The organism is Nitrospirillum amazonense (assembly GCF_029594735.1).
GTDB lineage: Bacteria > Pseudomonadota > Alphaproteobacteria > Azospirillales > Azospirillaceae > Nitrospirillum > Nitrospirillum amazonense.
The window spans coordinates 815005-839332 of record NZ_JARPAF010000002.1; the positions used below are offsets into that span (position 1 = coordinate 815005).

Annotated in this window: 16 protein-coding genes; 8 read left to right on the forward strand and 8 right to left on the reverse strand. The window is 69.4% G+C overall.

The annotated features are described in order from the left end of the window. The first annotated feature begins 1 nt into the window (after position 1). Positions 2-1246, forward strand: a complete 1245-nt coding sequence (locus tag P5F91_RS09945) for an ABC transporter substrate-binding protein (protein WP_422394462.1) — start codon at positions 2-4, stop codon at positions 1244-1246. 169 nt (positions 1247-1415) lie between these two features. Continuing rightward, positions 1416-3368, forward strand: coding sequence for a potassium transporter Kup (locus P5F91_RS09950; RefSeq protein WP_277907121.1), 1953 nt, complete (start codon positions 1416-1418; stop codon positions 3366-3368). On the opposite strand, the gene P5F91_RS09955 is transcribed toward P5F91_RS09950, so the two are convergent. Continuing rightward, entirely contained in the window at positions 3365-4273 is a 909-nt protein-coding gene (locus tag P5F91_RS09955) for a LysR family transcriptional regulator (RefSeq protein WP_277907122.1), read from the reverse strand. The genes P5F91_RS09950 and P5F91_RS09955 overlap by 4 nt on opposite strands. Before the next feature lie 128 nt (positions 4274-4401). Here P5F91_RS09955 and P5F91_RS09960 point away from each other — a divergent pair, with 128 nt between their 5' ends. The 4 genes from P5F91_RS09960 (at position 4402) to P5F91_RS09975 (ending at position 8535) form a co-directional block, all read left to right on the forward strand. After that, entirely contained in the window at positions 4402-5895 is a 1494-nt protein-coding gene (locus P5F91_RS09960; RefSeq protein ID WP_277907123.1) for an MFS transporter, read from the forward strand. Between the two features lie 53 nt (positions 5896-5948). Beyond that, positions 5949-6224: a hypothetical protein gene (locus P5F91_RS09965; RefSeq protein ID WP_277907124.1), complete on the forward strand. Its 276-nt coding sequence runs from the start codon at positions 5949-5951 to the stop codon at positions 6222-6224. After that, positions 6221-6850 carry a DUF1826 domain-containing protein gene (locus tag P5F91_RS09970; protein WP_277907125.1) on the forward strand — a complete coding sequence of 210 codons (630 nt, stop codon included), beginning with the start codon at positions 6221-6223 and terminating at the stop codon, positions 6848-6850. The genes P5F91_RS09965 and P5F91_RS09970 overlap by 4 nt, the downstream gene beginning before the upstream one ends. A 200-nt stretch (positions 6851-7050) precedes the next feature. Next, positions 7051-8535, forward strand: coding sequence for a methyl-accepting chemotaxis protein (locus P5F91_RS09975; RefSeq protein WP_277907126.1), 1485 nt, complete (start codon positions 7051-7053; stop codon positions 8533-8535). Between the two features lie 50 nt (positions 8536-8585). Here the strand turns inward: P5F91_RS09975 and P5F91_RS09980 are convergent, their stop codons facing one another. The 6 genes from P5F91_RS09980 to P5F91_RS10005 form a co-directional block, all read right to left on the reverse strand. Further along, positions 8586-9896 (reverse strand): DUF1501 domain-containing protein, encoded by a 1311-nt coding sequence (locus tag P5F91_RS09980; protein ID WP_277907127.1) that lies wholly within the window; start codon positions 9894-9896, stop codon positions 8586-8588. Positions 9897-9915: 19 nt separating this feature from the next. Beyond that, a complete protein-coding gene (locus P5F91_RS09985; RefSeq protein WP_145613580.1) occupies positions 9916-11517 on the reverse strand; it encodes a DUF1800 domain-containing protein in 1602 nt (533 codons plus the stop codon). Positions 11518-11691: 174 nt separating this feature from the next. Further along, positions 11692-13719 (reverse strand): OPT family oligopeptide transporter, encoded by a 2028-nt coding sequence (locus tag P5F91_RS09990; RefSeq protein WP_277907128.1) that lies wholly within the window; start codon positions 13717-13719, stop codon positions 11692-11694. Positions 13720-14102: 383 nt separating this feature from the next. After that, a complete protein-coding gene (locus tag P5F91_RS09995) occupies positions 14103-15350 on the reverse strand; it encodes a tetratricopeptide repeat protein (protein ID WP_277907129.1) in 1248 nt (415 codons plus the stop codon). A gap of 250 nt (positions 15351-15600) precedes the next feature. Beyond that, entirely contained in the window at positions 15601-16896 is a 1296-nt protein-coding gene (locus P5F91_RS10000; RefSeq protein WP_277907130.1) for a DUF445 domain-containing protein, read from the reverse strand. A gap of 163 nt (positions 16897-17059) precedes the next feature. Further along, complete coding sequence (locus tag P5F91_RS10005; RefSeq protein WP_145613576.1) at positions 17060-17518, reverse strand: hypothetical protein; 459 nt, start codon at positions 17516-17518, stop codon at positions 17060-17062. 265 nt (positions 17519-17783) lie between these two features. Here P5F91_RS10005 and P5F91_RS10010 point away from each other — a divergent pair, with 265 nt between their 5' ends. Then, on the forward strand, positions 17784-18398 hold the full coding sequence (locus P5F91_RS10010; protein ID WP_145613575.1) for a carbonic anhydrase: 615 nt from the start codon (positions 17784-17786) through the stop codon (positions 18396-18398). 102 nt (positions 18399-18500) lie between these two features. On the opposite strand, the gene P5F91_RS10015 is transcribed toward P5F91_RS10010, so the two are convergent. Further along, entirely contained in the window at positions 18501-22433 is a 3933-nt protein-coding gene (locus tag P5F91_RS10015) for a Pls/PosA family non-ribosomal peptide synthetase (protein WP_145613574.1), read from the reverse strand. Between the two features lie 625 nt (positions 22434-23058). On the opposite strand from P5F91_RS10015, the gene P5F91_RS10020 reads away from it, so the two are divergent. Beyond that, complete coding sequence (locus tag P5F91_RS10020) at positions 23059-24306, forward strand: efflux RND transporter periplasmic adaptor subunit (RefSeq protein WP_145613573.1); 1248 nt, start codon at positions 23059-23061, stop codon at positions 24304-24306. Positions 24307-24328: the final 22 nt, after the last annotated feature.

Here is a 24328-nt window from a genome sequence, read left to right on the forward strand (position 1 = left end):
GATGAGCGGAACTCTGACACGGCGCGGCCCCGTGATCCTCGGCGCGATGCTCGGGGCGGCGTTGAGCCTGATGCCGCTGGGCGCGGCGCGGGCGGCCGCCGAGGCGGACACGACAAAACCGGTGCGCATCGGCATCCTGAACGACCAGTCCGGCACCTATGCCGATTTCGGCGGGCGCGGTTCGGTCGTGGCGGCGCAAATGGCCATCGACGATTTCGGCGGCAGCGTGCTGGGGCGCAAGATCGTGCTGCTCAGCGCCGACCATCAGAACAAGCCGGACACCGGCGTCGCCATCGCCCGCCAGTGGTTCGATGCCGATGCCGTCGACATGATCGGCGAGCTCACCACCTCTTCCGTCGCCCTGGCGGTGCAGGACCTGGCCAAGGCCAAGGGCAAGATCGACATTGTGGTGGGGGCGGCGACCTCCAAGCTCACCAATGAGGCCTGCTCGCCCACCGGCTTCCATTGGGCCTACGACACCTATGCCCTGGCGCGCGGCACGGGCGGGGCGCTGGTGGAATCGGGGGGCAAGTCCTGGTTCTTCATCACCGCCGACTACGCCTTCGGGCACCAGCTGGAAAAGGACACCACCGACTTCGTGACCGCGAAGGGCGGCACGGTGGTGGGGGCGGTCAACGCACCCTTCCAGAACAGCGACTTCTCTTCCTTCCTGTTGCAGGCGCAGGCGTCCAAGGCCCAGGTCATCGGCCTGGCCAACGCCGGCACCGACACTACGAACGCCATCAAGCAGGCGGCGGAATTCGGCATCACCAAGGGCGGGCAGCGGCTGGCCGGCCTGCTGTTCACCCTCAGCGACGTGCATGCCCTGGGCCTGAAGACGGCGCAGGGCCTGGTGCTGACCGAAGCCTTCTACTGGGATCGGGATGACGCCAGCCGGCAGTGGGCGGAGCGCTATTTTCAGAAGGTGAAGCGCATGCCCAACATGATCCAGGCCGGAACCTATTCCTCGGTCCTGCATTACCTGAAGGCGGTCAAGGCGGCGGGCACCACCGACGCCAAGGCGGTGGCGGCCAAGATGCGCGAGCTTCCGGTGGATGACATGTTCGCCAAGGGCACGGTGCGCGAGGACGGCACCATGGTGCACGACATGTACCTGTTCGAGGTGAAGAAGCCCGAGGAAAGCAAGAAGCCCTGGGATTATTACAAGCTGCTGCGCACCATTCCGGGGGAAGAAGCCTACCAGGCCCAGGACAAGGGGGCCTGCCCCCTGATCAAAGCCCATTGAGGCCAGGCAAAGCGCATTGAGGCCAGGAAGGCCTTCTGGTCCGCCGTTTGGTTTTTGAAGCCCCATTCGCCGCATTGCCGCCCCGACCGCCCCAACGGTAGAAGGTCGGGCAGGGCGGCTTATCTAGGGTAGGCGACCCTTTGCGGGGATTGGGGCGGGGACCGGACGGATGAGCAACGCGGAATCGATGGCGAAGGATGAGGGCGCGGCCGCCCCGGCGGCCGATGGCCTGCATGAACAGCACGGCCACGGCCATGTCCATGGCAGCCAGGGCATGCTGATGCTGGGCGCGCTGGGCGTGGTCTTCGGCGACATCGGCACCTCCCCCCTTTACGCCATGCAGACGGCGCTGGGTGCCGTCACCCATCACGGCCGCCTGCCCAGCGAGGGCGACGTGCTGGGGGTGGTCAGCCTGATCATCTGGGCGCTGATCCTGATCGTGGCGGTGAAGTACGTGGCCCTGGTGCTGCGTGCCGACAACGATGGCGAGGGCGGCATCCTCTCGCTCCTGTCCCTGGTGCATCCGCCCAGCGCCAAGGAGATGGTGCCCATGGTGGTGTTCCTGGGCATCTGCGGCGCCGCCTTGCTGTTCGGCGACGGCGCCATCACCCCCGCCATCTCCGTCCTGTCGGCCATGGAAGGACTGGTCGTGGCCGACAGCCACCTGGCCGCCTTCGTCCTGCCCCTGACCGTGGTGGTGCTGGTGGCCCTGTTCGCCATCCAGTATCGCGGCACCGGCGCCATCGGCCGCCTGTTCGGCCCCATCATGGCGCTGTGGTTCGGCGTGCTGGCCGCCGTCGGCCTGTGGCATGTGGCGCAGCGGCCCGACATCCTCATGGCCTTCAACCCGCTGTCGGCGGAACATCTGCTGGTGCATGCGCCGGGCGTGGCCTTCGCCGTGTTCGGCGCCGTCTTCCTGGCACTGACGGGGGCGGAGGCCCTGTACGCCGACATGGGCCACTTCGGCGCCGGCGCCATCCGCCGGGCCTGGTTCGTGGTTGTCTTCCCCGCCCTGATCCTGAATTACCTGGGCCAGGGCGCCCTGCTGCTGGAAAAGCCCGAGGCGGTGGACAATCCCTTCTACCGCCTGGCGCCGGACTGGGCGCTGGTGCCCCTGGTCATCCTGGCGACCATGGCCACGGTCATCGCCAGCCAGGCGCTGATCTCCGGCGTCTTTTCCATGACGCGGCAGGCCATCACCCTGCGCCTGCTGCCGCGCATGTCCATCTCCCCCACCTCGCGCAAGTCCTACGGCCAGATCTACGTCGGCGTGGTCAACTGGCTGCTGATGATCGCGACCCTGATGATCGTGCTGGGCTTCCGCCATTCCGAGGCGCTGGCCGCCGCCTACGGCATCGCCGTGTCGGCCACCATGCTGATCACCACCATCCTGCTGCGCCGGGTGATGCGCGAGCTGTGGAACTGGCCGGCCATCCCCACCAACCTGATGATGGGCTTCTTCGCCGCCGTGGACCTGGCCTTTCTGGTGGCCAACAGCACCAAGCTGCTGGAGGGCGGCTGGCTGCCGCTGGCCATCGGCGGCTTCATCGCCTTCCTCATGGTCGCCTGGCGCAAGGGCACCGCCATCGTGCAGATCAAGCTGAGCGAGGGCGGCACCACCTTCGCCGACTTCATGCGCCAGGTGGAGGAGACGGTGGTGCACCGCCTGCCCGGCACGGCGGTGTTCGTGACCCGCACGGCCGACCGGGTGTCGCCCATGCTGGTGCACCATGTCACCCACAACCGCGTGCTGCACGAACACGTCATCCTGCTGACCCTGGTGCCAACCAAGCGGCCCCGAGTGCCGGCCGGTGAGCGCCTGTCGGTGGAGCAGGTGGGCAATGGATTCTGGCGGGTGACGGTGCGCATCGGCTTCATGCAGAAGCCGGACGTGCCCACGGTGATGCGCGGCCTGGCCCGCCTGGGCCTGGCCTTCTGCCGGGAAGAGGTGACCTATTACATCTCGCATGAGCGGCTGATCCGCGCCGAGCGGAACCCCGCCCTGTCCGGCCCCATCTGGACCGCCTATCACCTGATGCAGCGCCTGGGCCTGCGGGCGTCGGATTACTTCCACCTGCCGCCGGAACAGGTGATGGAGGTGGGGTTCAGGCTGGAAGTCTAACTTTCCCCGCAGACCTCGCGCACGCAGCCGCGCAGCCAGCGGTGGGCGGGGTCGGCGTCCAGGCGGGGGTGCCACAGCAGCGACACGGTGATCTCCGGCACCTCCACCGGCAGGGCGAAGGTGAACAGCCCCTCGCGTAGGGTCAGGGTATGCCGCTCCGGCACCGTGGCCACCAGGTCGGTGGCACGGGCCAGGGTCAATGCCGCGGAGAAGTCGCCGACGATAACGGCCACGTCGCGCGCCAAGCCCACCGCTTCCAGTGCCGTGTCCACAGGGGCGTGGCGCCGGTCCGGGTCATGGTCGCGGCGGGCCACGGCGATGTGGCGGGCGGCGGCGAAGCGGGCGGGGGTGAGGGTACCCAGGCCCAAGGGGTGCCCGGCCCGCGCCACGCCGACGAAGCGGTCGCGGAACAGGGCCTGGGCGCGGACCTCCGGCCCCATGCCGTCGCCCACCACCCCGGTTTCCAGGTCCACGGCGCCGTCGCGCAGGGGCGTGCTGCCCTTGTCGGGCTTGGGGGCGAAGCGCAGGCGCACGCCCGGCGCTTCCCGCGCCACCCGGTTGACGAGCGCGACGCCGAAGCTTTCCACGAATCCTTCCCGGGTGCGCAGGGTGAAGGTGCGGGTGAGGCGCGCCAGGTCCAGCCCCTCCGCCGGGCGCAGCACGGCCTCCGCCTCCCGCACCAGGGGCGCCACCCGCTCGCGCAGGTCCAGGGCATGGGGCGTCGGCACCAAGCCCCGGCCCGCCCGCACCAGCAGCGGGTCGCCGGTCACCTCCCGCAGGCGGGCCAGCGCCCGGCTCATGGCCGAGGGGCTGAGCCGCAGGCGGCGCGCGGCCTTGGCCACGCTGCCCTCGCTCAGCAGCACGTCCAGGGTGATCAGCAGGTTCAGGTCGGGCAGGGTGGCCATGGCGCATCCTAACACGCGGCGCGGCGCGACATAGCGCGTGGCGTGCACGAATATGCTGCAACCCATGCGCGTTCCGCCATGTCACCATGCTGGCTACCGTCCGCCCGAACCAATGAGCGGAGGGTGACATGGCCTCAATGAGTGTGGATCAACCAATCAAGATGGCGGAGGCGGCACCGGTGGGGACCCGGTGGGTTCTGGCCACGCTGTCGCTGTGCGTGCTGTTGTCTTCCCTGGGCACCAGCGTGGCCAACGTGGCCCTGCCCACCCTGGCGCGGGGCCTGGGCGCGCCTTTCCAGCAGGTGCAATGGGTGGTGCTGGCCTATCTGCTGGCCATGACCACCCTGATTGTCAGCGTCGGGCGGCTGGGGGATCTGGCGGGTCGCCGCCGCCTGTTGCTGACCGGCCTGGCCCTGTTCACCGGCGCCTCGGCGCTCTGCGGGCTGGCGCCCGGCCTGGGTGTCCTGGTCGCCGCCCGGGCGGCGCAGGGGCTGGGCGCATCGGCCATGACGGCGCTGGCCCTGGCCTTCGTCGGCGGAACGGTGCCCAAGGATCGCATCGGCCGTGCCATGGGCTTGATGGGCACCATGTCGGCCGTAGGCACCGCGCTGGGCCCGTCACTGGGCGGCGCGCTCATCGCCGCCTGGGGCTGGCGGGCCATCTTCCTGGTCAACCTGCCGCTGGGTGGTCTGGCCCTGCTGCTGGCCTGTCGGACGCTGCCGACGGATAGGGGGCCAGCGGATAGGGGGCTGGCGGATAGGGGGTTGGCGGACGGGCCGTCGGCACCCTCCGACAGGCCCCGCTTCGATGCCGCCGGCACGGTGTTGCTGGGCGGCACCCTGGCGTTGTACGCCCTGGCCATGACGTTGGGACGGGGGCACTGGGGCATGCTGAACCTGGCGCTGCTGGCGGCGGCGGTCCTGGGCGCCGGGCTGTTCGCACTGGTGGAGGAGCTGGTGCCGTCACCCCTGGTGCGCCTGGGCCTGTTGCGCGACCCGGTGGTGGGGCCGGGCCTGATGGGCAGTGGCGCCGTGGCGACGGTGATGGCGACCACCTTCGTGGTGGGGCCGTTCTACCTGGCCCGCGCCGTGGGCCTGAGCCCCGCCGGGGTAGGGCTGGTGATGTCGGCCGGTCCCCTGATGTCCGCCCTGGCCGGCGTGCCGGCGGGCCGGCTGGTCGACCGCTTCGGCGCGGCGCGTGTGAGTGTCGCCGGCCTGGCCGCCATGGTGGCGGGGGCGGTGCTGATGGCGTTGGCGGGGCTGGGTCCGCAGGGGCCCACCTGTGGTGTTGCCGCTTATGTCGGGTCCATCGCCGTGCTGACCGCCGGATATGCCCTGTTCCAGGCGGCCAACAACACCGCGGTCATGTCGGGTGTTCCACCCGACCGGCGGGGTGTCGTCTCCGGCATCCTGAACCTGGCCCGCAACCTGGGCCTGATCACCGGCGCCTCGGCCCTGGGGGCGGTGTTCGCCGTGGCCTCCGGCGTGCCCGACATCACCACCGCCCCGGCGGACGCAGCCGCCGCCGGCATGCGCGTCACCTTCCTGGTGGCGGGCGGCCTGGTGGCCCTGGCCCTGCTGGTGACGGCCAAGGGGCGACGGCATTCTTCCTTTGAAATGTAATGTTATAACGTTACATTTCTAAATATCCCTTCCAATGCCGGAGCCCGAGCCCGATGTCCACCCTCACCGCCGCCCTTGGACTGCCCCCCGGCGTGGTGCCGCCCCGCTTCGCCGAAGCCCTACTTACCTTCCAGGGCGCGCTATCGCGATGCGAGGCGGCGGGCATCCCGGCGCACAGCGCCTTGGCCGCCGGCCTGGTGGAACTGCTGCCCCGGCTGATCGCCGTCTATGGGGCGGAAGGGGTGGCCGATGTGCTGGCCACCCTGGCGGCCCATGTCAGCGGCGATGTGGCGGGGGACGACCTGGTGGCCGGGCAGACGCGGCAATGACCGGTGCCGGCATTGTCGAAGATGCCAGCCCCGCCGTGCTGGGCCGTGTCTCGGATCCGGCGGTGGGATTGGCGCTGTGGCGGCGGGACCGGTTCCCCGGCGCCGCGCTGGCCCCTTGGCTGGACGCCCTGCCGGCGGGCCGCTTGCCCCGAGGCCGTTTCCTGGCACGCCTCGGTGACGTGGATACCGCCCTGGCGCCACTGCTGGACGGGACCGGTGCGCCGTTGGCGCTGGCCGCCGACATCGTGGATCTCAGCCGCCGCTTCCTGGACGTGGCGGGCGGGGAGTGGGTGGACCTGCGGCTGGAGGTGGTGGAGGGCGACGCCTGTTGGAAATTCCACCGCGACCATGTGCGGCTGCGCCTGATCACCACCTATCGGGGCCCGGGCACCCAGATAGTGGCACCCATCGATGCCGCCCGCGCGCTGGCGGAGCAGCGGCGATACCGGGGGCCGTTGTATGAGATGCCACGCCATGCCGTGGCGCTGTTCAAGGGCAGTGGCGAAACATGTGGCGAGGGCGTCGTTCACCGCTCTCCCCCCATCGCCGGCACCGGCCAGGCACGGCTGGTCCTGTGCCTGAACCTACCCTCCGCCGCGTCGCCCAAGGCTTGGGTGCCCATCTAACCTTTCGCGTATATATCCCGTTGGTGATGTTAACGGTGTGCGAACATTAATAAGCCGGCAAGGTTTTTGTCATACTTCATGAAATATCCAATCCCCGACGCATTCCAGGCATTGGCTCCGGCAACCGCGCCTTTTCGGAATATTGCGAATCCGCCATTGCGGCCGATCTGGAATCTTGGATCTTTTTTTGGAGTGTTGAAATGATGTTGGCGGGTTTCCTTAAGCAGTTCCGCGTGATGGCGGCCACCCTGACGGCCCTGGACCGGTCCCAGGCGGTGATCGAGTTCGCCATGGATGGCACTGTGCTGACCGCTAACAGGAACTTCCTGAAGGCCATGGGCTATACCCTGGCGGAGATCCAGGGAAAATCCCACAGCATGTTCGTGGAAGAGGCGGAGCGGAACGGCGCCGCCTATAAGACTTTCTGGGAGGCGCTGCGGCGCGGGGAATACCAGGCGGCGCAGTTCAAGCGCATCGGCAAGGGCGGCAAGGAGGTCTGGATCGAGGCCTCCTACAACCCCATTCTCGACACCAAGGGCCGGCCGCTGAAGGTGGTGAAGTACGCGACCGACGTCACGGCGCAGAAGATGGAATACGCCGACCTGCGGGGCCAGATGGACGCCATCCGCAAATCGCAGGCGGTGATCGAGTTCACCATGGACGGCACCGTGCTGACCGCCAACGACGGTTTCCTCAACACCCTGGGCTATACGCTGGCCGAGGTGCAGGGCAAGCCGCACGCCATGTTCGTGGACACCGCCTACCGCGACAGCGCCGATTACCGCGCTTTCTGGGATGCGCTGCGCCGGGGTGAATACAAGGCGGCCCAGTTCCGCCGCCTGGGCAAGGGTGGGCGCGAGGTCTGGATCGAGGCGTCGTACAACCCCATCTTCGATCTGAACGGCCGGCCGTTCAAGGTGGTGAAGTACGCCACCGACGTCACCCGCCAGGTGCAGATGCTGGCCGACCTGAAGGTCTTGATCGACAAGAACTTCGGGGAGATTGACCACGCCATGGACCAGACCACGCGGCAGTCGGGTGACGCCCTGACCGCCGCTGGCGAAACCTCTGGCGCCGTTCAGATGATGGCGTCCAGCGCCGAGGAACTGGCGGCGTCCATCCGCGAGATTTCGCAGAGCATGGCGCAATCGCGGACGGCGGCCGAGAGCGCCGCCAACTTGGCCGATAAGGCCGATGCCTCCACCCAGCGGTTGGCTGAAGTGGCGCGCTCCATGGAAGGGGTGGTTGAGGTCATCCGCGGTATCGCCGGACAGATCAACCTGCTGGCCCTGAACGCAACCATCGAGGCCGCGCGAGCTGGCGACGCCGGCAAGGGCTTTGCCGTGGTGGCGACGGAAGTGAAGAACTTGGCCACCCAGTCCGCCAATGCCACCCAGCAGATCTCCGATGAGATCGAGGGGATGCAGGCCGTTTCCGGTGAAGTCGTGGGTGCCTTGAGCACCATCCGCCAATCCATCGGCACGGTGCGGGAATATGTGACCTCCACCGCCAGCGCTGTGGAGGAGCAGAGTGCCGTGACCCGTGACATGTCCTCCAACATGCAGCGCACGGCGGTGGCGGTGGAGACGGTCACCAACAACCTCGGCGGCATCGCCGCAGCCATCGGCCAGGTTGGCGAGGCCGTCACCACCACCAAGCGGGCCGCGCACGTGCTGGCGCGGTAATGGAGGGTACCAGCGGCGTGAGAAGGTGCCCACGCCGCTGTAGGCCCGAACTACGCCCGGAACAGGGCGGGATCGCCGCTGCCCGGGTGGAAGCCGGGGAAAACGGCGTCCACCTGGCCAACGCCCATGCGATGCTTCAGCACGCTGGTCAGCACGTCGCGATAGTCGGAGGTGACAGCCAGGTCCACGCGCTCGTCCAAGTCCTGCGGCTGCAAGCCCGGCCAGCGGCCCAGCAGGCGGCCGCCCGCCACGCCCCCGCCCAGCACCATCATCAGCGAACCATGGCCGTGGTCGGTGCCGCCGCTGCGGTTGGCCCGCAGGCGGCGGCCGAACTCGCTGACCGTCACCAGGGTGATGCGGTCGTGATAGGCCGACAGGTCATTCCAGAAGGTGCTCAGCGAGCCCGACAGCTGATGGACCAGGCTCTTGAATCGGCCGGCCTGGCCCTCATGCGTGTCCCAGCCGCCCATATCGACGCAGGCGACCTTCAGGCCGGCGTCCATGCGGATCAGGCGGGCCACCGTCTCCAGCGAGCGGCCGACGTCGCCGTCGAAGGCGCCGCCATGCTCCGGCTGGTAGGCCAGGACCTTGCCATCCGGCCCCTTGGGCAGGGCGGCGTTCAGGCGCAGGGCGGCGTCCAGCGCCACCCGGCCACCGCGCGCGACATTGGGATTGAAGGACGCCGCTTGGCCGCCGGCCGGGTATAACCGCTCCAGCACCGCCTGGGTGCTTGGCCCCCCGGGCAGGCCGAAGCCGCCGCGCAGGTCGGGAATGGACAGGGCTTCGGGATAGCCTTGCAGCAGCTTGGGCACGCCGCCGGCGGTGCTGACCGCCACCAGCTCGCCATTGCTTCCCATCTGGCGCAGCAGGCGGGCGACCCAGCCACCCTCCGTGCCCAGGACGCCGTTGCCCTTGGGCTCCTCCGCCAGGCCGCGCTCCATCAGTTCCTGCGCCTCGAAATGGCTGCGGGTGGCGTTGGACAGGCCGGTGGCGTGGACGATGGCCAGGTCGCCCTGGCGGTAGATTTCATGCAGAGCGGCGGCTTCGGGATGCAGACGGAAATCCACACCCTGCGCCAGGTCGCTGTCCATCGCGATGCCGGCCTTGTCGCCGCTGTCCAGCAGCCGCAGGTCGGCCGGCCGCGCGTCGATGTAGACCGCGTCATTGGCCGGGCCGATGAAATTCAGCACGTCCATGCCGCCGCGGAAGAACAGCACGACCAGGATTTTGCCGTTCGCGCCTTGCGCGCCGTTGGTTGGGCCACCGGGCGCGGCGAAGGCCAACTGCCCCAGGCCGGGCACGGTGGTGAGGGCGCCGGCGGCGGCCAGGGTCTTCAATATCTCGCGTCGATTGAACGCCATGATGGTCTCCTCCTCCCGCTCAGCGCAGCTGGAACGCGGGGCTCATGGCCACATAGGCGGCCAGGCGGCGGTTGGCGAATTCGCCGGTTTTATTGTCCACCATGGGCGGCGCGTCGGCGGTCAGGGACAGGCCGCCCAGCAGTGCTGCGGCATCGATGGCCGTGGGGCTGCCCAGCAAACGGTCGGACCAGAAGGCCACCGCCTGGCCGCTGTGGGCGGCGGCCGGCCCCATCTGGGCCGTGGCGGACAGGCCGGGTGGCATCCACCACCCCTCCGCCAGGCCCAGCGCCAGGTTCCAGCGCGCCCGCATGTTCTGCGCGCCCAGCCAATAATCGTCCGCCACGGGATGCCCGTCGGGGCTGGGCCAGGCGTACAGCTTCTGCCCGGCGCTATCCATGGTGCCCACCAGCGGCTCGCTGGCGGTGACGGGGATGCCGGTGGCGCGCGCGAAGCTGGCCACCAGCTCCAGCGGCCGCTTGGGCCGGGCGCCCCAATTGGCCGTGGCCTGGGGCGACAGGGCGATCAGCCGCACCACCCGAGCGATCTGGTCGGGGCGCTGGCGGTTGTCCAGCCAGGTCGCGGCGGCGGCCCTGACCAGCTCCGGCGACGGTTCCCCGCCCAGCAGGGACCGCACCATCTTAGTGCAGATGAACTGGGCGGTGGCGGGATGGTTGGCCACCAGATCCAGCACCTTGTGCCCGTCGTTCTGCGGCGGCTGGTAGCTGTCGAATTCCGCTGCCAGCACACGCTTCTGGTAATTGTCGTGCCAGGATTCGATGTAGGTGAAGCGACCGTCGTTGGGCGCCTTGTAGCCGCCCAGATCCTGGCCGCTCTGGATGCTCCACCCGGTGAAGGCGCGGCTGGCCTCATAGACGTCCTGGTCGATATAGCCTTCCGGCGCGCCCTTCAGCGCGCCGGGCACATCGCGCCAGCGGTCATACTGGGTGTTCAGGTAGGCGTCGCGCCCCAAGGTATGCAGCTCGAACAGCTCGCGGGCGTAGTTCTCGTTGGCCGCCCCGCCGCGCGAGGACCGGTTGTTCAGGTAGATCAGCATGGCGGGGCTGGTCGCCACCGCCTCAAGCAGATCGCGGAAATTGCCCAGGGCGTGGGCGCGGAGGGCCGCGTCGTAGGCGGGCAGCGCCGGGGCTGTGTAGCTATCGGCCGCGTTGACGGAGAAATGGTCATGCCAGAACAGCGTCATGACCTGACGCAGCTGGGCCGGGTCGTAGACGGCGCGGATGACGGTGGCCGCCGCCAAATCCAGACGCGGACGCACCCGTTCCTGATAAGGCAGCTTGCGATCCGGCTGGTTCAGCGACCACAGCGCGTCCACCGGCTGGTCCAGGGTGCGCAGCGGGCGCATCTCATCCAGCGCGGCCCATCCTTCGCCGGCGTCGTACTTGATGCGCATGACCGCGCTGTCCAGCTTCTGCTGGCATTCCGGCCCCGGGCCGGTGCCGGCGGCGGCCAGGCGCAACTGCTCATCCAGCCAGTGGGAAATGCCCTGCTGCTTCAGGGCCTGGGCGTCGCCGGGCCGGGGGCCGTAAGCGAAGCGGTTCAGGAATATCCATTCCTGCGACGGGGCGGCGCCAACGGCCGCAACTGGGGTGGGGACGACCATTCCCGGCCCTCCTTGATCAATCGATCCGACCCCCATGCTACTCTATTTCCGGTCCGAACCCGGCGTCCGCCAGTAGCGGTAGGAACTATGGATAGAAAAAGGGGGCCCCAATGGGACCCCCTTTCTAACCCTTTCGGGATGAGGCTTTTCGCCCCACTTGATATTGGGTGCCGGTTACTTCCGTTCGGCCAGCACCCAGCGGACGCTCCACAGGCAGGCCACCAGGAAGACGGCGCCGCCCAGCCATTCGGCCGCCCCAGCGAAGCCGTCGCCCATGACCGCCAGCGGTTCCTGGTTGCCGGTCAGCGAGATGATGGCCGCCTGGGCCACGCCGAACAAGCTTTCACCCACGATCATGCCCGAGGCCAGCAGCATGGCGCGGCGCTGAGGCACGTCGGCGAACTTCGCGAAGGGTACACCGGCCGCCTTGGCCCGCTGGGCCAGCACGCGGTCGACGATATAGGCCAGCAGGGCGCCCAGGCTGACGGGCACGGTGACGGTCATGGGCAGGTAGATGCCCAGGGCCACGGCCAGCGGCGGCAGGCGGAAGCGGCGGGTGGTGGCCTTCAGCACCTCGTCCACCACCACCAGGCAGATGCCGACCACGGCGCCGATGCCCAGCATGGACCAGTCCAGCTTGCCGCTGAGGATGCCGGTGGCCAGGGTGGCCATCAGCGTCGCCTGCGGGGCGCCCAGGGTCTTGGCCGGGTCCATGCCCGGGTCCAGCGGCGCTCCGGCGAAGCCGTAGGCGTGCTGCAGCAGGTTCAGCACCGGCGGGATGACGGCGGCGCCGACGATGCAGCCCAGCACCAAGGCCACCTGCTGGCGCCAGGGCGTGGCACCCACCAGCTGGCCGGTCTTCAGGTCCTGCAGGTTGTCGTTGGCGATGGTGGCGATGGTCAGCACCACCGAGGTGGTGAACAGCGCCAGCGCCACGGCGGCGCCGCGGATGACCGGATCGGCCACCCCGTCCTTGCCCAGCAGGCTGACCAGCAGCAGGGACGAGGCGATGGCCGCCAGGATGCCGATGCTGGAAATGGGGCTGTTGGAACTGCCGATCAGGCCCGCCATGTAGCCCGAGGCGGCGGCGACGATGAAGCCCATGACGGCGGCGAAGACGACGCCGGCCAGGACCAGCACCACCAGGTGGGTGGACAGCGGCGTGCCCAGGATGAAGGAGATGAACAGGCCCGCCAGCGGCACCAGCAGCACGGCGGCGATGGCCATGACGTAGTGGAAGGGGATGTCCTGCTCCACCCGGGGGACGGAGTGGGCGTTGCCGGCGCGCACGGTCTTCATGGCGTTCAGCGAGGCGCGGATGCCGTCCGTCATCGGCTTGGCCAGGACGATCAGGGTCCAGATGGCGGCGGCGGCAATGGCGCCGGCGCCGATCAGGCGGACCTGCTGGCGCCACACGACGCTGTTGGCGTACTTGATCAGGTCCATGCCGTCGACCGGCGGGTGCAGCCAGGTCAGGATGGGCACGGCGCCGAACCAGGCGATGGCCACGCCCACGAACATGGCGAAGCCCACGGTGGCGCCCACCAGGTAGCCGGCGCCCAGCAGGGCCATCGACAGACCGGTGCCCAGGCCCGTGACGGCGTTGCCGATGCGCAGGAAGCCCTGGAACTGCTCGGTGAAGAAGCGCATCGCCGTCATCAGGAAGAACCCGATGGAAACGAGGGTGCCGGCGATCACGTCGCGCAGGCCCGCACCCTTGGCGGCCTCGTCCGCGCCGGCCTCGCCGGCCGTGTCGGGGGACCCGACCTTCAGCACTTCCGCTGCGGCCACGCCCTCGGGGTAGGGCAGGTTGCCCTGCACCACCATGGCCCGGCGCAGGGGCACGGTGTACATGACGCCCAGGATGCCGCCCACGGCGCAGATGCCGGCGGACTGCCAGAAGGGGAATCCGGTCCAGTAGCCGACGATGACCAGGCCGGGCAGCACGAAGATGACGGACGACAGGGTGCCGGCGGATGAGGCCAGCGTCTGCACGAAGTTGTTTTCCTGGATGGTGCTGTCCTTGGCCAGGCGCAGCACCGCCATGGAGATGACCGCCGCCGGGATGGAGGAGGCGAATGTCAGGCCCACCTTCAGGCCCAGGTAGACGTTGGCGGCGGTGAACACCACGGTGATCAGGGCACCCAGGATGATGCCGCGCAGGGTCAGTTCCCTAATCGAGCTGCGCGCGAACCGGGTCATCGGATGAAATCCGTCATATGTGAGGAATCCCCATCTGCGTCGTATCGACGTCGTCGTGTAGGCGCCGGCCGCTTTCGTGAGCCCCTTCAAGCGGGCGCCGGGCTGGATGGGCCGGGAGTTTAGCGGGCGCCCCCGGCCCCGTCGAGGCCAGCCGGACGGACCAGGCCAGAATCCGGGGCTTTCCCGCCAAAAAGCAACGGGGCCGGCACTGGGCCGACCCCGTTCCTTACTTTATTGCGCTTTTGGCGCGGTTCCCTCAGGCGCCGGGCGCCGCCATCCGGCGGCTTGGCTATCCTCGCTCCGCCCTCCGGTGCTCGCTGCGGAGCCAGCGGTCGCTGGCTGTCGGCATGAGACGCGTGGTCAGGGGCGCCTGGGAGATGGCATCAAGCCGGCTGGTTCAGGTACAGCAGCCAGGCCTTGGCCAGTTCGCCGACACCTTCCGGCGCGCTGGTCAATTCCTGGAAGGCCTTCTGGGCCTGGTCCTTCTGGCCGGCGTTCAGGTAGGCGACGGCCAGGTGCAGCTTGGCGTCGTTGGGGTTCTTCAGGCCGCCCTTGTCGATGCCCTTCTGGATCAGCTCAATGGCCTTGGTGTAGTTGCCGTAGCTGGCATAGGCCTCGCCCAGTTTCTCCAGCGGCAGGCCCGTGGGGGCCTTGGACACTTCGGCAACCTGCTTGTCGATGCCCTTCTGGTCTTCGGCCGCGGCCTTCGTCGCCTCAGCCAGCATCTGCTTGGCGGTCGGGTTGCCGGCCAGCTGGCTCTGGCCCTTTTCCAGGATGGCCTTGGCTTCGCCCGGCAAGGTGGCGCGGGTGGCCAGGTCGGCGTACTCCAGATACTCGTTGCTGCCCTTGATGGCGCCGACGCGCGCGCTCAGGCGGTACACGTCCAGGGCCAGGCGATCGGAGGCGGCGGGGCCGAGTTTGCGCGGCAGGAAGCCCAGGTAGTCGGCCCAGTAGTCCGGCTTCTGGTAGTGCTGCAGCAGAATGGCGATGTAATCGACGTAGCTGCCGTAATCCTTGCGCTGCGCGGCGCTGTCCACCAGCATCTGGTAGACCTGCTCCTGCGCCGGCTTGCCGGCCTTCTCATCAGCGTCGATGGCCTGCTTGCAGTTCGTGTCAGTCGCGGCCCAGTCCTTCAGCGACCAGGACGCCTGGCAGCGCAGGGTGTACCAGTCGGCCGGCACCGTGCCCTTTTGGACCATGACCTCCGACTTCTCCAGGAACTTGGCGTAGTCCTTGTTCTGGTAGTACATGCCGGCCAGGGTCTTCTCGCGCTTGGCGGCGTCCGCCTCCGGCAACTGGCCCGAGGCCAGTTCCTTTTCCAGCGATTCGATGATGTGCGGTGTGTCGTTCAGGCCAACATAGGCCTGCAGGCGCATCTCGTTGATGTAGAAGTTTTCATACGGGGTACGGTCGGCCTTGGCGTCCTCGGCCTGTTTGGCAGCATCGAGCGCGGCTTGGTAGTTCTTCTCGTCCAGTGCCTTGCCGGCCGCCTGCAGCGGCGGCGTCAGCTCCTTGCTGATCTGCTTCTCCGGCGGCGTGGCGTCGGCCTTGTCCTTGTCCTTGGCCTGGGCGGACCCGATGCCGGCGGCCAGCAGGGCACCCAGCATGAGGGGATAGAATTTGGCGCGCATTCGGTCCTCGTCGATGGCAATCACGTGATGGCCCGGTCCGGCGTCGCGTCGAAGGGGCCAAGGTCGACTTCGGGCAACCGTCTCCCCGCCGCCGCGATCCATCCCCGATGGGGACACCGCTGCCACGGAAGGATAGGGTTAATCCCTGGCGGGGCGACCCTGCGGGATGGAACGGGTGCTCGTCAACCCCTACACCCGTCTTCTGTCAAAAGCGAGGCGGCGCAAAAGGGCCAAGTGCGACACGGGCGGCTTAGCCGAAAGTAAGGTCCAACAGGTACAGGGCGGCGCCGATCAGGGCGCCCAGCACCGTGCCGTTGATGCGGATGAACTGTAGATCCTTGCCCACGCCCTCTTCCAGGCGGCGGGCGAAATCGGCGGCGTCCTGCGCCTTCAAGGTGTCGGTGATGAAGCTGCGGATCGACACGCGCCAGCCCGGGATGGCGGCCAGGAAGGCCCCTTCCACCGCCGCGTCCAGCCGGGCGCGGGTGGCCGGTTGCTCCAACTCCTGCGCCAGCGACAACAACATGGCGTCCAGCGCGTCGCGCAGCACGCCGTTCGGCTTGGCCGCGTCCTCCAGCGCCGCCGACTTCAACCGGCCGATGAGGTGGTGCAGCAGCAGCCGCAAGGTTTTGATGTCCACGGCGTTGCGCAGCACCGACGCCAGCCGGTCCCCCAGCGGGTCGCCGTCCAGGATGCGGTCGGGGATTTCCGCCAGCCATTGTCGCAGGGCGTGACCGGCCTCGCTGTAGGGGCTGCGCAGGTCGAACAGGTGACCGGCCAGCGCATCCGTCACCTGGTCGGCCAGGCTGCGGTCCAGGGTACGCGGCATCCACCATTTTGACCGGGTGGCGACCGCGTCGCGGATGTGTGGCCGGCTGCCGTGGATCAGCACCACGCCGTAATCCGACACCTCCTGGATCAGGGCTTCGAACAGGGGACTGTTGATGGCGTCGCGCAGCAGGCGGGCGACCATGGGCCGCAGGTCCATGGCGCGCAGACCCTCCATCGCCGCCCGCGCCAGCGCCTCGCGCAGGGCCGCCTCCCGTCCGCGCGACAGCAGCCGTGGAAGGGAGGCCAGCGCCAGGTCCGCCAGTTGGGCGCGGTTGGCCGGATCGGCCAGGGCGCGGGCAAGCTGGTCGGCGGCGTTCAGGCGCTGCACCTGGCCGCGCAGCCGGTCGGGGGCGAGGAATTCGCTGTCGATATAGGTTGCGATGCCGTCAGCAATGCGGTCGCGGTTCTGCGGCACCAGGGCGGTGTGCGGCACCGGGACGCCCAGCGGATGGCGGAACAGGGCCGTGACGGCGAACCAGTCGGCCAGCCCGCCCACCAGTCCCGCTTCCCCCACGGCCCGCAGCAGACTCCAGAACCCGGGCCAAGGCCAGCCGATATAGTCGGGCAGCAGACGCGGCACCAGCCGGGCCGCCAGCCACAGGCAGGCGACGGTGCCGAGGTAGAGGCCGGCGATGCGCCGCCAGCGGCGCAGGGCGGCGGCGCGATCGCCGGCGGTGGCGGGGTCGAAGGGCAGGGGCAGGGAATGGTCAGGCATGGGCATCCCGAGAGGGTGTGACGGGCCTCATGATGACGGCGCCCGGCGGCCCTGTCCCGGACCATATGGCCCCGACGGGACGGAACCACCCGTGACGTCGAAACCGCGGCGCCGGCCAGTCGGTTCCCTGAAAGCCGCGGGTCGCGGCGATTGGCCGCCAGCCTCAGTCGGCGGCGGCGTCCTCTTCATGGAAGGGGAAGCCGCGCAGCGCGCCGTCCATATCGCCGCTGTCGGAATGGAAGCGATAGGTGCGGTCGGCCGGCGGGCTATAGCGGCCGGATTGCAGGCCGTCCAGGATGCGGGCGGATATCCAGCCCGACAGCAGGCTGGCGGGGCCGGCCAGCGCCCGGTCCGGATCTTTGAGATAGGCGCGATCGTACAGCGCGGCGCCGATGGCCGCCCCGTGGTGGGCCAGGAACTCCGCCAGCAGGTCGACGAATTCCACGGGCTCCAGCATGGGTTCCACCGTCCCGGCGGCGCGCGCCAGCACGGGGTACAGCAGGTGGGTGCGGTCGGCGAAGCGGCCGTCGCGCTCCACCCGGTCGGCGACCAGGTTCAGGTAGCGGCTGCGGGGGGCGGGCTGGCTACGCAAGGCCGCGTCCAGGATTTGGCGATGGTTCATGCGGTCGGGTTCAGGGCTGCAACTTTTCCTGGCGGACTAGCTTGCGGGCTTTCGGTCCGCCGGGCCATCTCTTTATGTGGCACCCGCCGACCGGGTTAACCAGGCCGTGGAGAAGACCGGTAGCCGCCGGCGCGCGGGCCCGTTCCGCCGACGGGACTGGATTTTGCCGCCATCAGCCAGTAGACCAATGGCCGACGGCCACCAATCGGGGCGGCTCCGATGTTCCGGCAACGACATCGGGCCAGCACTTCGGGAGACACCTTTTATGCGGAAGCTCATCGAGGGATTTCTGAATTTCCGCGCTAGCGCCCTTCCCGAATATGCCCGCCGCTTCCAATGGCTGGCCGAGGTCGGGCAGAACCCGCGCGCGGCCGTGGTCGCCTGCTGTGACAGCCGGGTGGACCCGCAGATGATCTTTTCGGCGGGGCCTGGCGACCTGTTCATCATCCGCAACGTCGCCAACCTGATCCCACCCTACCAGCCCAACAGCGATTTCCACGGCACCAGCGCCGCGCTGGAATTCGCCGTGCGCCAGCTGCGCGTGGGCGACATCATCGTCATGGGCCACACCCACTGCGGCGGTGTTAAGGCCCTGATGGCGGAGGGGGAGGCCGACGGCGACTTCATCGGCCATTGGATGTCCATCGCCAAGAGCGTGCGCGGCAAGGCGAACGACGTCGCCGATGCCGAGCGCGAGGTCATCCGCCTGACCATCGCCAACCTGCTTACCTTCCCCTGGATCAAGGCGGCGGTGGAGGCCGGCGGCCTGCGCCTGCACGGCTGCCTGTTCGACGTGGCCGACGCCGACCTGCTGCTGCTGAACCAGGCCACGGGCCAGTTCAAGTCGGTGCAGGAGGGCATCGAGGGTATTCCCCTCTAACCGGTACGCGACCGAAACGACAAAGGGCGCCCCTCGCCAGGGCGCCCTTTTTTATTCCTGGAGCCAACGGGCGGGGGCAAAGCCGCCCGGCGGTTGGGGCACCTAAACAGGCTGCGCCGGGCAGCCGATGAACCGGCTGCCGGCCGGCAGGTGTTCGCCCTTCATGGCCAGGGACAGGGGGCCCAGCTCGGAACCCCGGCCCAGCACGGAATCGTACAACACCACGGACCCGGCGCCGACATGGGCGCCGGCCTCGATGGTGACGGGGCCCAGCTTCATGACCCGGTCCTCGAACAGGTGGGTCTGCAGGGTGACGCCCGGGCCCATGGCGGCATCGTCGCCGATGTGGATCATGTCCAACTCGCACAGATAGGCCGTTTCCAGATAGACGCGGCGGCCCACCGTCGCACCCAGCAGGCGCATGTACAGCGGCAGGAAAGGCGTGCCCAGGAAGGGGCCCAGGACCCAGCCCGCGAGGGCGTCATACAGCGAGGTCACGAACTCGATGCGCCAGACGGCTGTGCTCCACAGCGGATGGATGCCGGGGCGGAAGCGGCCAATCACCCCCCACTTCACGCAGGCCAGCAGCAGGGCGGCGCTGATGCAGATGACCAGCGGGCCCAGGCCCAGCCACAGCAGGGCCAGCCACAGGCTGGAGACGGCCAGGGCATGGGCCGCCAGCCACAGGGCGCCCACGGTGGCGGTGCCGGTGATGGCGCCCTGCACCAGGATGCGCAGCGCCTCGATGACGGCGCGGGTGGCGATCAGGCGCGACGTGGGGGCGACGGTGTAGGCCTCGGAAATGCCTTCCACCTTCTGGCGCCGGGGCAGGCGCACCGGCGGCAGGCCCAGCCAGTCCGTCTGGCGGCCGGCGTCCGAGGGGGCGGTGGACAGCACGCCCACCAGGCAATTGTCCGGCAGATCGGCGCCGGCCGGCAGGAAGGCGGAATTGCCGACGAAGGTGTCATGGCCCACCCGGGTGGGCGCGAAGCGCACCAGCCCGCCGTGGATGGCGGGGCTGCCCACCAGCGAGGCGTCGGCCAGGAAGGCGCGGTCGCCCACCTCCAGCTGTTCCGGCACCACGTGGGCCACGGTCGATACCTCGCAGGCATGACCGATCTTGGCGCCCAGCAGGCGCAGCCAGGTGGCGGAAAACAGGCTGCCATAGACGGTGTACAGCTGCTCCACCGCCATGCGGTGCACGCGGTCGGCGAACCAGCGGTGGCATTCCACCATGCTGTCCAGGCGTACGCTGGCGCGCCCCACCACCGGCGGCACCAGGCGGCGGGCGCCCAGCAGCACCAGGGCGGTCCAGGGCATGCACACCGCCCCGCCGACCACGCCGGCCAGCACCAACAGCGGGCCCATGCGGGCGATGGGCAGCTCGGTGCCCAGCACCAGGGCGAAGGCGACGGCCAGGGGCAGCAGGGTCAGGAAGCGCACCAGGCTGAGCCCGGCCAGGCCCAGCAGGTAGCGGCCGGCGCGGGGACGCAAGGGCCCATCCGCCCGGCCCACCATCCAGTCCGGCCGCGACGACGGCGCGGCGGGAGAGCCCGCCCACACCGCGTCCGCCGGCACCACGGCCCCGTCGATCAGGCAGCTGCGCGCGTCCAGGCCGGCCCCGGCCTCCAGCGCGCTGCCCAGGCCGACGATGGACGCGGCGCCCACCGTGGCGTTCGAGCCGATGGCCACGGTGCCGATCTCGATATGGCCGGCGCGCACATGGTGGGTCAGCAGCAGCGTGTCCTCGCCCACCGTGGCGTGGTCGCCGATGGTGATCAGGTCCCACAGCATGCCGCCGTGGCATCCCAGGAAGCTGCCATGGCCAATACGCCCGCCCATGGCGCGGGCGTACAGCCGCATGAGCGGCGTGCCGGCGATCCAGGACATGGGCAGGGCGGCCTCGATATGGCTGACCGTCCACCAACGCCAATGCCACAGGCCCCACAGGCGGTGACGTCCGGGGCGCACGCGGCCCAGCAACAGCCATTTGGCGGCGATGGACAGGGCGAAGGATACCGGCAGGGCGGCGATGGACAGCCCGGCCATGATGACGAAGGACAGCGGACTCAGCCGCCCGGTCATGCCGTGGTGGACCAGCACGCCCAGCATGACCAGCATGGGCAGGCCGCCCAGCGCCGTCACCAGCGGCAGGGTCAGCGCCTGGGCCAGGCCGAAGGCCAGGTGGCGGCGGGTGCTGGCGCGCCGTGTCTCGCTGGTGATCTTGGGCGTCGGCGGCGCCGCCAGGACCTGGGCCAGGCTCCGCACGGTGGGGTTCAGGTACAGGGCGCGAACGGTGGCGCCGGGGTGACGCTGACGCAGGCGGGAGATGGCCGAGGCCGCGGCCAGCGAATGGCCGCCCAGGTCCATGAAGAAGTCGGCGTCGCGGGCACGGATGGGCCGGCCCAGCGCCTGGGCGAAGGCGTCGGCCACCTCTTCCTCCGCCTCGCCCTGGGGCGGGTCGCCGATGTCCTCCGGCACGTCGCGGGGCGTGGGTTCCGGCAGTTCGCGCCGGTCGATCTTGCCGCCCACGGTGCGGGTCATGGCCGGCACCTTCACCAGGAAGCTGGGGCGCATGTAGGCGGGGACGGACGCGGCGACGTGGGCGGCGATGGTGTTGCGGTCCGCCGTGCCGACGTACCAGATGACGATGCTGTCGACACCGGCCACGGGGCGCACGGCGGCGGCGGCCAGCTGCACGCCGGGGCAGCCGGCGGCGATGGCCTCGATCTCGCCCAGCTCGATGCGGAAGCCGCGCAGCTTCACCTGGTTGTCCACCCGGCCCAGGAAATCGACGCGGCCATCGATCAGGGGCCGGCCCAGGTCGCCGGTGGCGTAGAGCCGCTGTCCGGCGGCGTCCACCTTGAAGCGCTTGGCCGTTTCCTCCGGCCGGTTCAGGTAACCGTCGGCCAGGGCCGGGCCGCCGATATGGATCTCCCCCGTCTCGCCCACCGGCACCGGCAGGCCGTCCGGGCCCAGCACCAGCACCCGGTAGCCGGGCAGTCCCCGGCCGATGGTCACCGGCTGGCCGGCGCGGGCCTCATCGGCCGTCGCCACCACCGAGGCCTCGGTGGGCCCGTAGGTGTTCAGCATGCGCCGGCCCGGCGCCCAACGGTCGACCAGGGCGGCGGAACAGGTCTCACCCCCCACCACCAGCAGGCGGACATCGGGCAGATCCTCATCGATCAGGCCCAGCAGGGTGGGGACGGTGGAGAAGAAGGTGGCGCGGCGGCAGCGCAACTCGCTGGCCAGCAGCTGCGGGTCGCGCATCACCAGGCCCGAGGCCGGCAGCAGGCAGGCGCCCGCGGCCACGGCCAGCCACACCTCTTCCACGGAGGCGTCGAAGGCCAGCGAGAAGCCCTGCCATACCCGGTCCGTCTCGGCCAGCTGATAGACCTGCGAGGCGCCGCGCACATAGGTCATGACGGCGCCGTGCGACAGCACGACACCCTTGGGCAGGCCGGTCGTGCCGGAGGTGAAGATGAGATAGCAGGTGTCGGCCGGCGTGGCCGGCAACACCGCGTCCGGCAAGCCATGGGCCGAGACGATGGGGTCGTCCAGCAGGGCTGTGCCGATCAGGTCTTCCGGCGCCACCGAGGCGACGCCGGGCACGGCGAAGTCGCCGGCGGCATCGACCATCAGCACGCTATCGGATTGTTCCGCGATGCTGGCCACCCGAGCGGCGGGCCAGCTGGCGTCGATGGGAATATAGGCGGCGCGGCGCAACAGGATGCCGAACAGGCAGGCGTATAATTCCGCAGTGCCACGGCCGCGCAGCATGATTCGGGCGCCGGGGCCCACGCCCCGGGCGGCCAGGGTGGCGGCGACACGGCGAGCCCATTCGCCCATGTCGCCCCAGGTCAGCATGAAACCGTCGCCGGTTTCCACCGCTGGCAAGGCCGGCGTGGCGGCGACGCGCGCCAGGAACAGCGCCGCCAGCGTCTGGGCGCCGGCCAGGCCGTGATGCGGGCCGCCCGGCTGCTGGCCGGGCCCCTCCGCCTCCATCCGTTCGGCGATCAACGAACCGCTGAGCATCAACGTCCCACCCTTGAGCCCCGGGGGCGAGGAGCCGCCCGCCCGGGGGAACCCGGTATACGCCGGTAAAGGTCCACATTCCCATGACCGTTTTCATCCCCTACGTAGGGATGGGCACCCCGAATTCGTGTGAGCGCAGGGGACCTCGGTACCGGTCCGAACCTATCCGATACACACCTGTTGTAGATGGCTGATCGACCCCCCATGTCAAGCGGTTGGCCTCTGGACCCAGGGTCGCATACAAAATAAAGGGGGGCGAGGGGGAAAGCCTACTTCCCTGGAGGTACCGGTCCAGGCCTTCCGGAACGCCACGTAAAGCTCCGTTACAAAACGATACAAAGAGCGGCTTTTCCCGTAACACAACCCTCTGTAGGTTCAGCCTCGAAACAGGCGGACCTGCGGAGATTAGGCTTTTGGTCAGATCTTCCGCTGTAAATCAGGCGTTGTCCGCCACCACGGTCGCGGGGGCCGTGGGTTCGCTGGCAGGCACGCCCCTTTTGGGTTTCCCCAAAAGCGCTGGTCCGTGCCCGCACGAGCCCTTGCTTCCATCGTCCGTGCCACCGCCAATCCCGACATCCCAACGCGGCAGCGGTTTGGGTGCCGGCTGGACAAAAGGCTAAAGACGATGACCATCCATTCCGCTGAACTTCCGGCCGACCGGACCGACCTGGGCGCTTATGCACCGGCGGGGGCCCCTGGCCGCCTGCGGGGCCGGTCGGGGCTCAAGCGCTACCGCTGGTGGTTGCTGGCCGGGGGTGTCGTCGTCCTGGGCGCCATCGCGGCCGCCGTCCTCATGCGCTCGGGCGCCAAGCCGGCGGCCCCGGCCGCCGCGCCCGCCAAGGTGTCCGCCCTGCCGGTGACGGTGGCGCCGGTCGTCGTGGCTCCCGTTACCCGCACCCTGCTGGTCACCGGTTCGCTGGCCGCCTTCGATGACCTGCCCATCGGCACGGAAACGTCGGGCCTGGCCCTGGCCGAGGTGCTGGTCGACATCGGCGACACGGTGAAGAAGGGCCAGCTGCTGGCCCGCTTCAACGACAGCGTGCTGCGCGCCGACCTGGCCGAGAAGGAGGCGTTGCTGACCGAGGCCAAGGGCAACGTGGTCGAGGCCGACGCTAACTACGCCCGCGCCCAGGACCTGGTGCGCACCGGCGCCATGAGTGCGCGTGACCTGGACAACCGCCGGGCCCTGGCCGTCAGCATGCGCGCCCGCGTCGGCGTGGCCGAAGCCAACCGCGACCTGTCGATCGCCCGGCTGAAGCAGTCCGAGGTGCGCGCACCTGCCGACGGCACCATCACCGCCCGCACCGCCCGCATCGGCGCGGTGCTGTCCGCCGGCGGGACCGAGCTGTTCCGCATGATCCGCGAGAACCGCGTGGAGCTGGTGGCCGAGGTGCCCGAGAACGACATGATGGTGGCCAAGGCCGGTCAGACGGTGAACGTCACCATCGATGGCGACAACATGTCCCACCACTACGTCGGCACCATCCGCGTGGTGGAGCCGACGGTGGACAACAAGACCCGCCTGGGCCGCCTGCGCATCGACCTGGAACGGAACCCCGACCTGCGCCCCGGCATGTTCGTCACCGGCCGCGTGGCCGTGGGCCAGGCCGACGGCCTGGTGGTGCCGGAAGCCGCCATCGTCTATCGCGAGGTGCGGCCGGTCGTGTTCGTGGTGGACCAGGAAAACAAGGTCACCGCCCGCAGCGTGACCACCGGCGCCCGGCAGGATGGCAACATCGCCATCGTGTCCGGCGTGAAGGCGGGCGAGAAGGTGGTGCTGTCCGGGGCCGGCTATCTGAAGGACGGCGACGTGGTCACCGTGGTCGACAAGGCCGTGGAAGGCGCGGTCAAGCCGCTGCCGGTGCAGCAGTAAACCGGGAAAAGGGGGCCCCATC

Excerpts from the sequence above, each read along its gene's own strand:
- P5F91_RS09945 (WP_422394462.1), top strand. The coding sequence starts at position 2 with ATGAGCGGAACTCTGACACGGCGCGGCCCCGTGATCCTCGGCGCGATG.
- P5F91_RS09950 (WP_277907121.1), top strand. The coding sequence starts at position 1,416 with ATGAGCAACGCGGAATCGATGGCGAAGGATGAGGGCGCGGCCGCCCCG.
- P5F91_RS09955 (WP_277907122.1), bottom strand. The coding sequence starts at position 4,273 with ATGGCCACCCTGCCCGACCTGAACCTGCTGATCACCCTGGACGTGCTG.
- P5F91_RS09960 (WP_277907123.1), top strand. The coding sequence starts at position 4,402 with ATGGCCTCAATGAGTGTGGATCAACCAATCAAGATGGCGGAGGCGGCA.
- P5F91_RS09965 (WP_277907124.1), top strand. The coding sequence starts at position 5,949 with ATGTCCACCCTCACCGCCGCCCTTGGACTGCCCCCCGGCGTGGTGCCG.
- P5F91_RS09970 (WP_277907125.1), top strand. The coding sequence starts at position 6,221 with ATGACCGGTGCCGGCATTGTCGAAGATGCCAGCCCCGCCGTGCTGGGC.
- P5F91_RS09975 (WP_277907126.1), top strand. The coding sequence starts at position 7,051 with ATGATGTTGGCGGGTTTCCTTAAGCAGTTCCGCGTGATGGCGGCCACC.
- P5F91_RS09980 (WP_277907127.1), bottom strand. The coding sequence starts at position 9,896 with ATGGCGTTCAATCGACGCGAGATATTGAAGACCCTGGCCGCCGCCGGC.
- P5F91_RS09985 (WP_145613580.1), bottom strand. The coding sequence starts at position 11,517 with ATGGTCGTCCCCACCCCAGTTGCGGCCGTTGGCGCCGCCCCGTCGCAG.
- P5F91_RS09990 (WP_277907128.1), bottom strand. The coding sequence starts at position 13,719 with ATGACCCGGTTCGCGCGCAGCTCGATTAGGGAACTGACCCTGCGCGGC.
- P5F91_RS09995 (WP_277907129.1), bottom strand. The coding sequence starts at position 15,350 with ATGCGCGCCAAATTCTATCCCCTCATGCTGGGTGCCCTGCTGGCCGCC.
- P5F91_RS10000 (WP_277907130.1), bottom strand. The coding sequence starts at position 16,896 with ATGCCTGACCATTCCCTGCCCCTGCCCTTCGACCCCGCCACCGCCGGC.
- P5F91_RS10005 (WP_145613576.1), bottom strand. The coding sequence starts at position 17,518 with ATGAACCATCGCCAAATCCTGGACGCGGCCTTGCGTAGCCAGCCCGCC.
- P5F91_RS10010 (WP_145613575.1), top strand. The coding sequence starts at position 17,784 with ATGCGGAAGCTCATCGAGGGATTTCTGAATTTCCGCGCTAGCGCCCTT.
- P5F91_RS10015 (WP_145613574.1), bottom strand. The coding sequence starts at position 22,433 with ATGCTCAGCGGTTCGTTGATCGCCGAACGGATGGAGGCGGAGGGGCCC.
- P5F91_RS10020 (WP_145613573.1), top strand. The coding sequence starts at position 23,059 with ATGACCATCCATTCCGCTGAACTTCCGGCCGACCGGACCGACCTGGGC.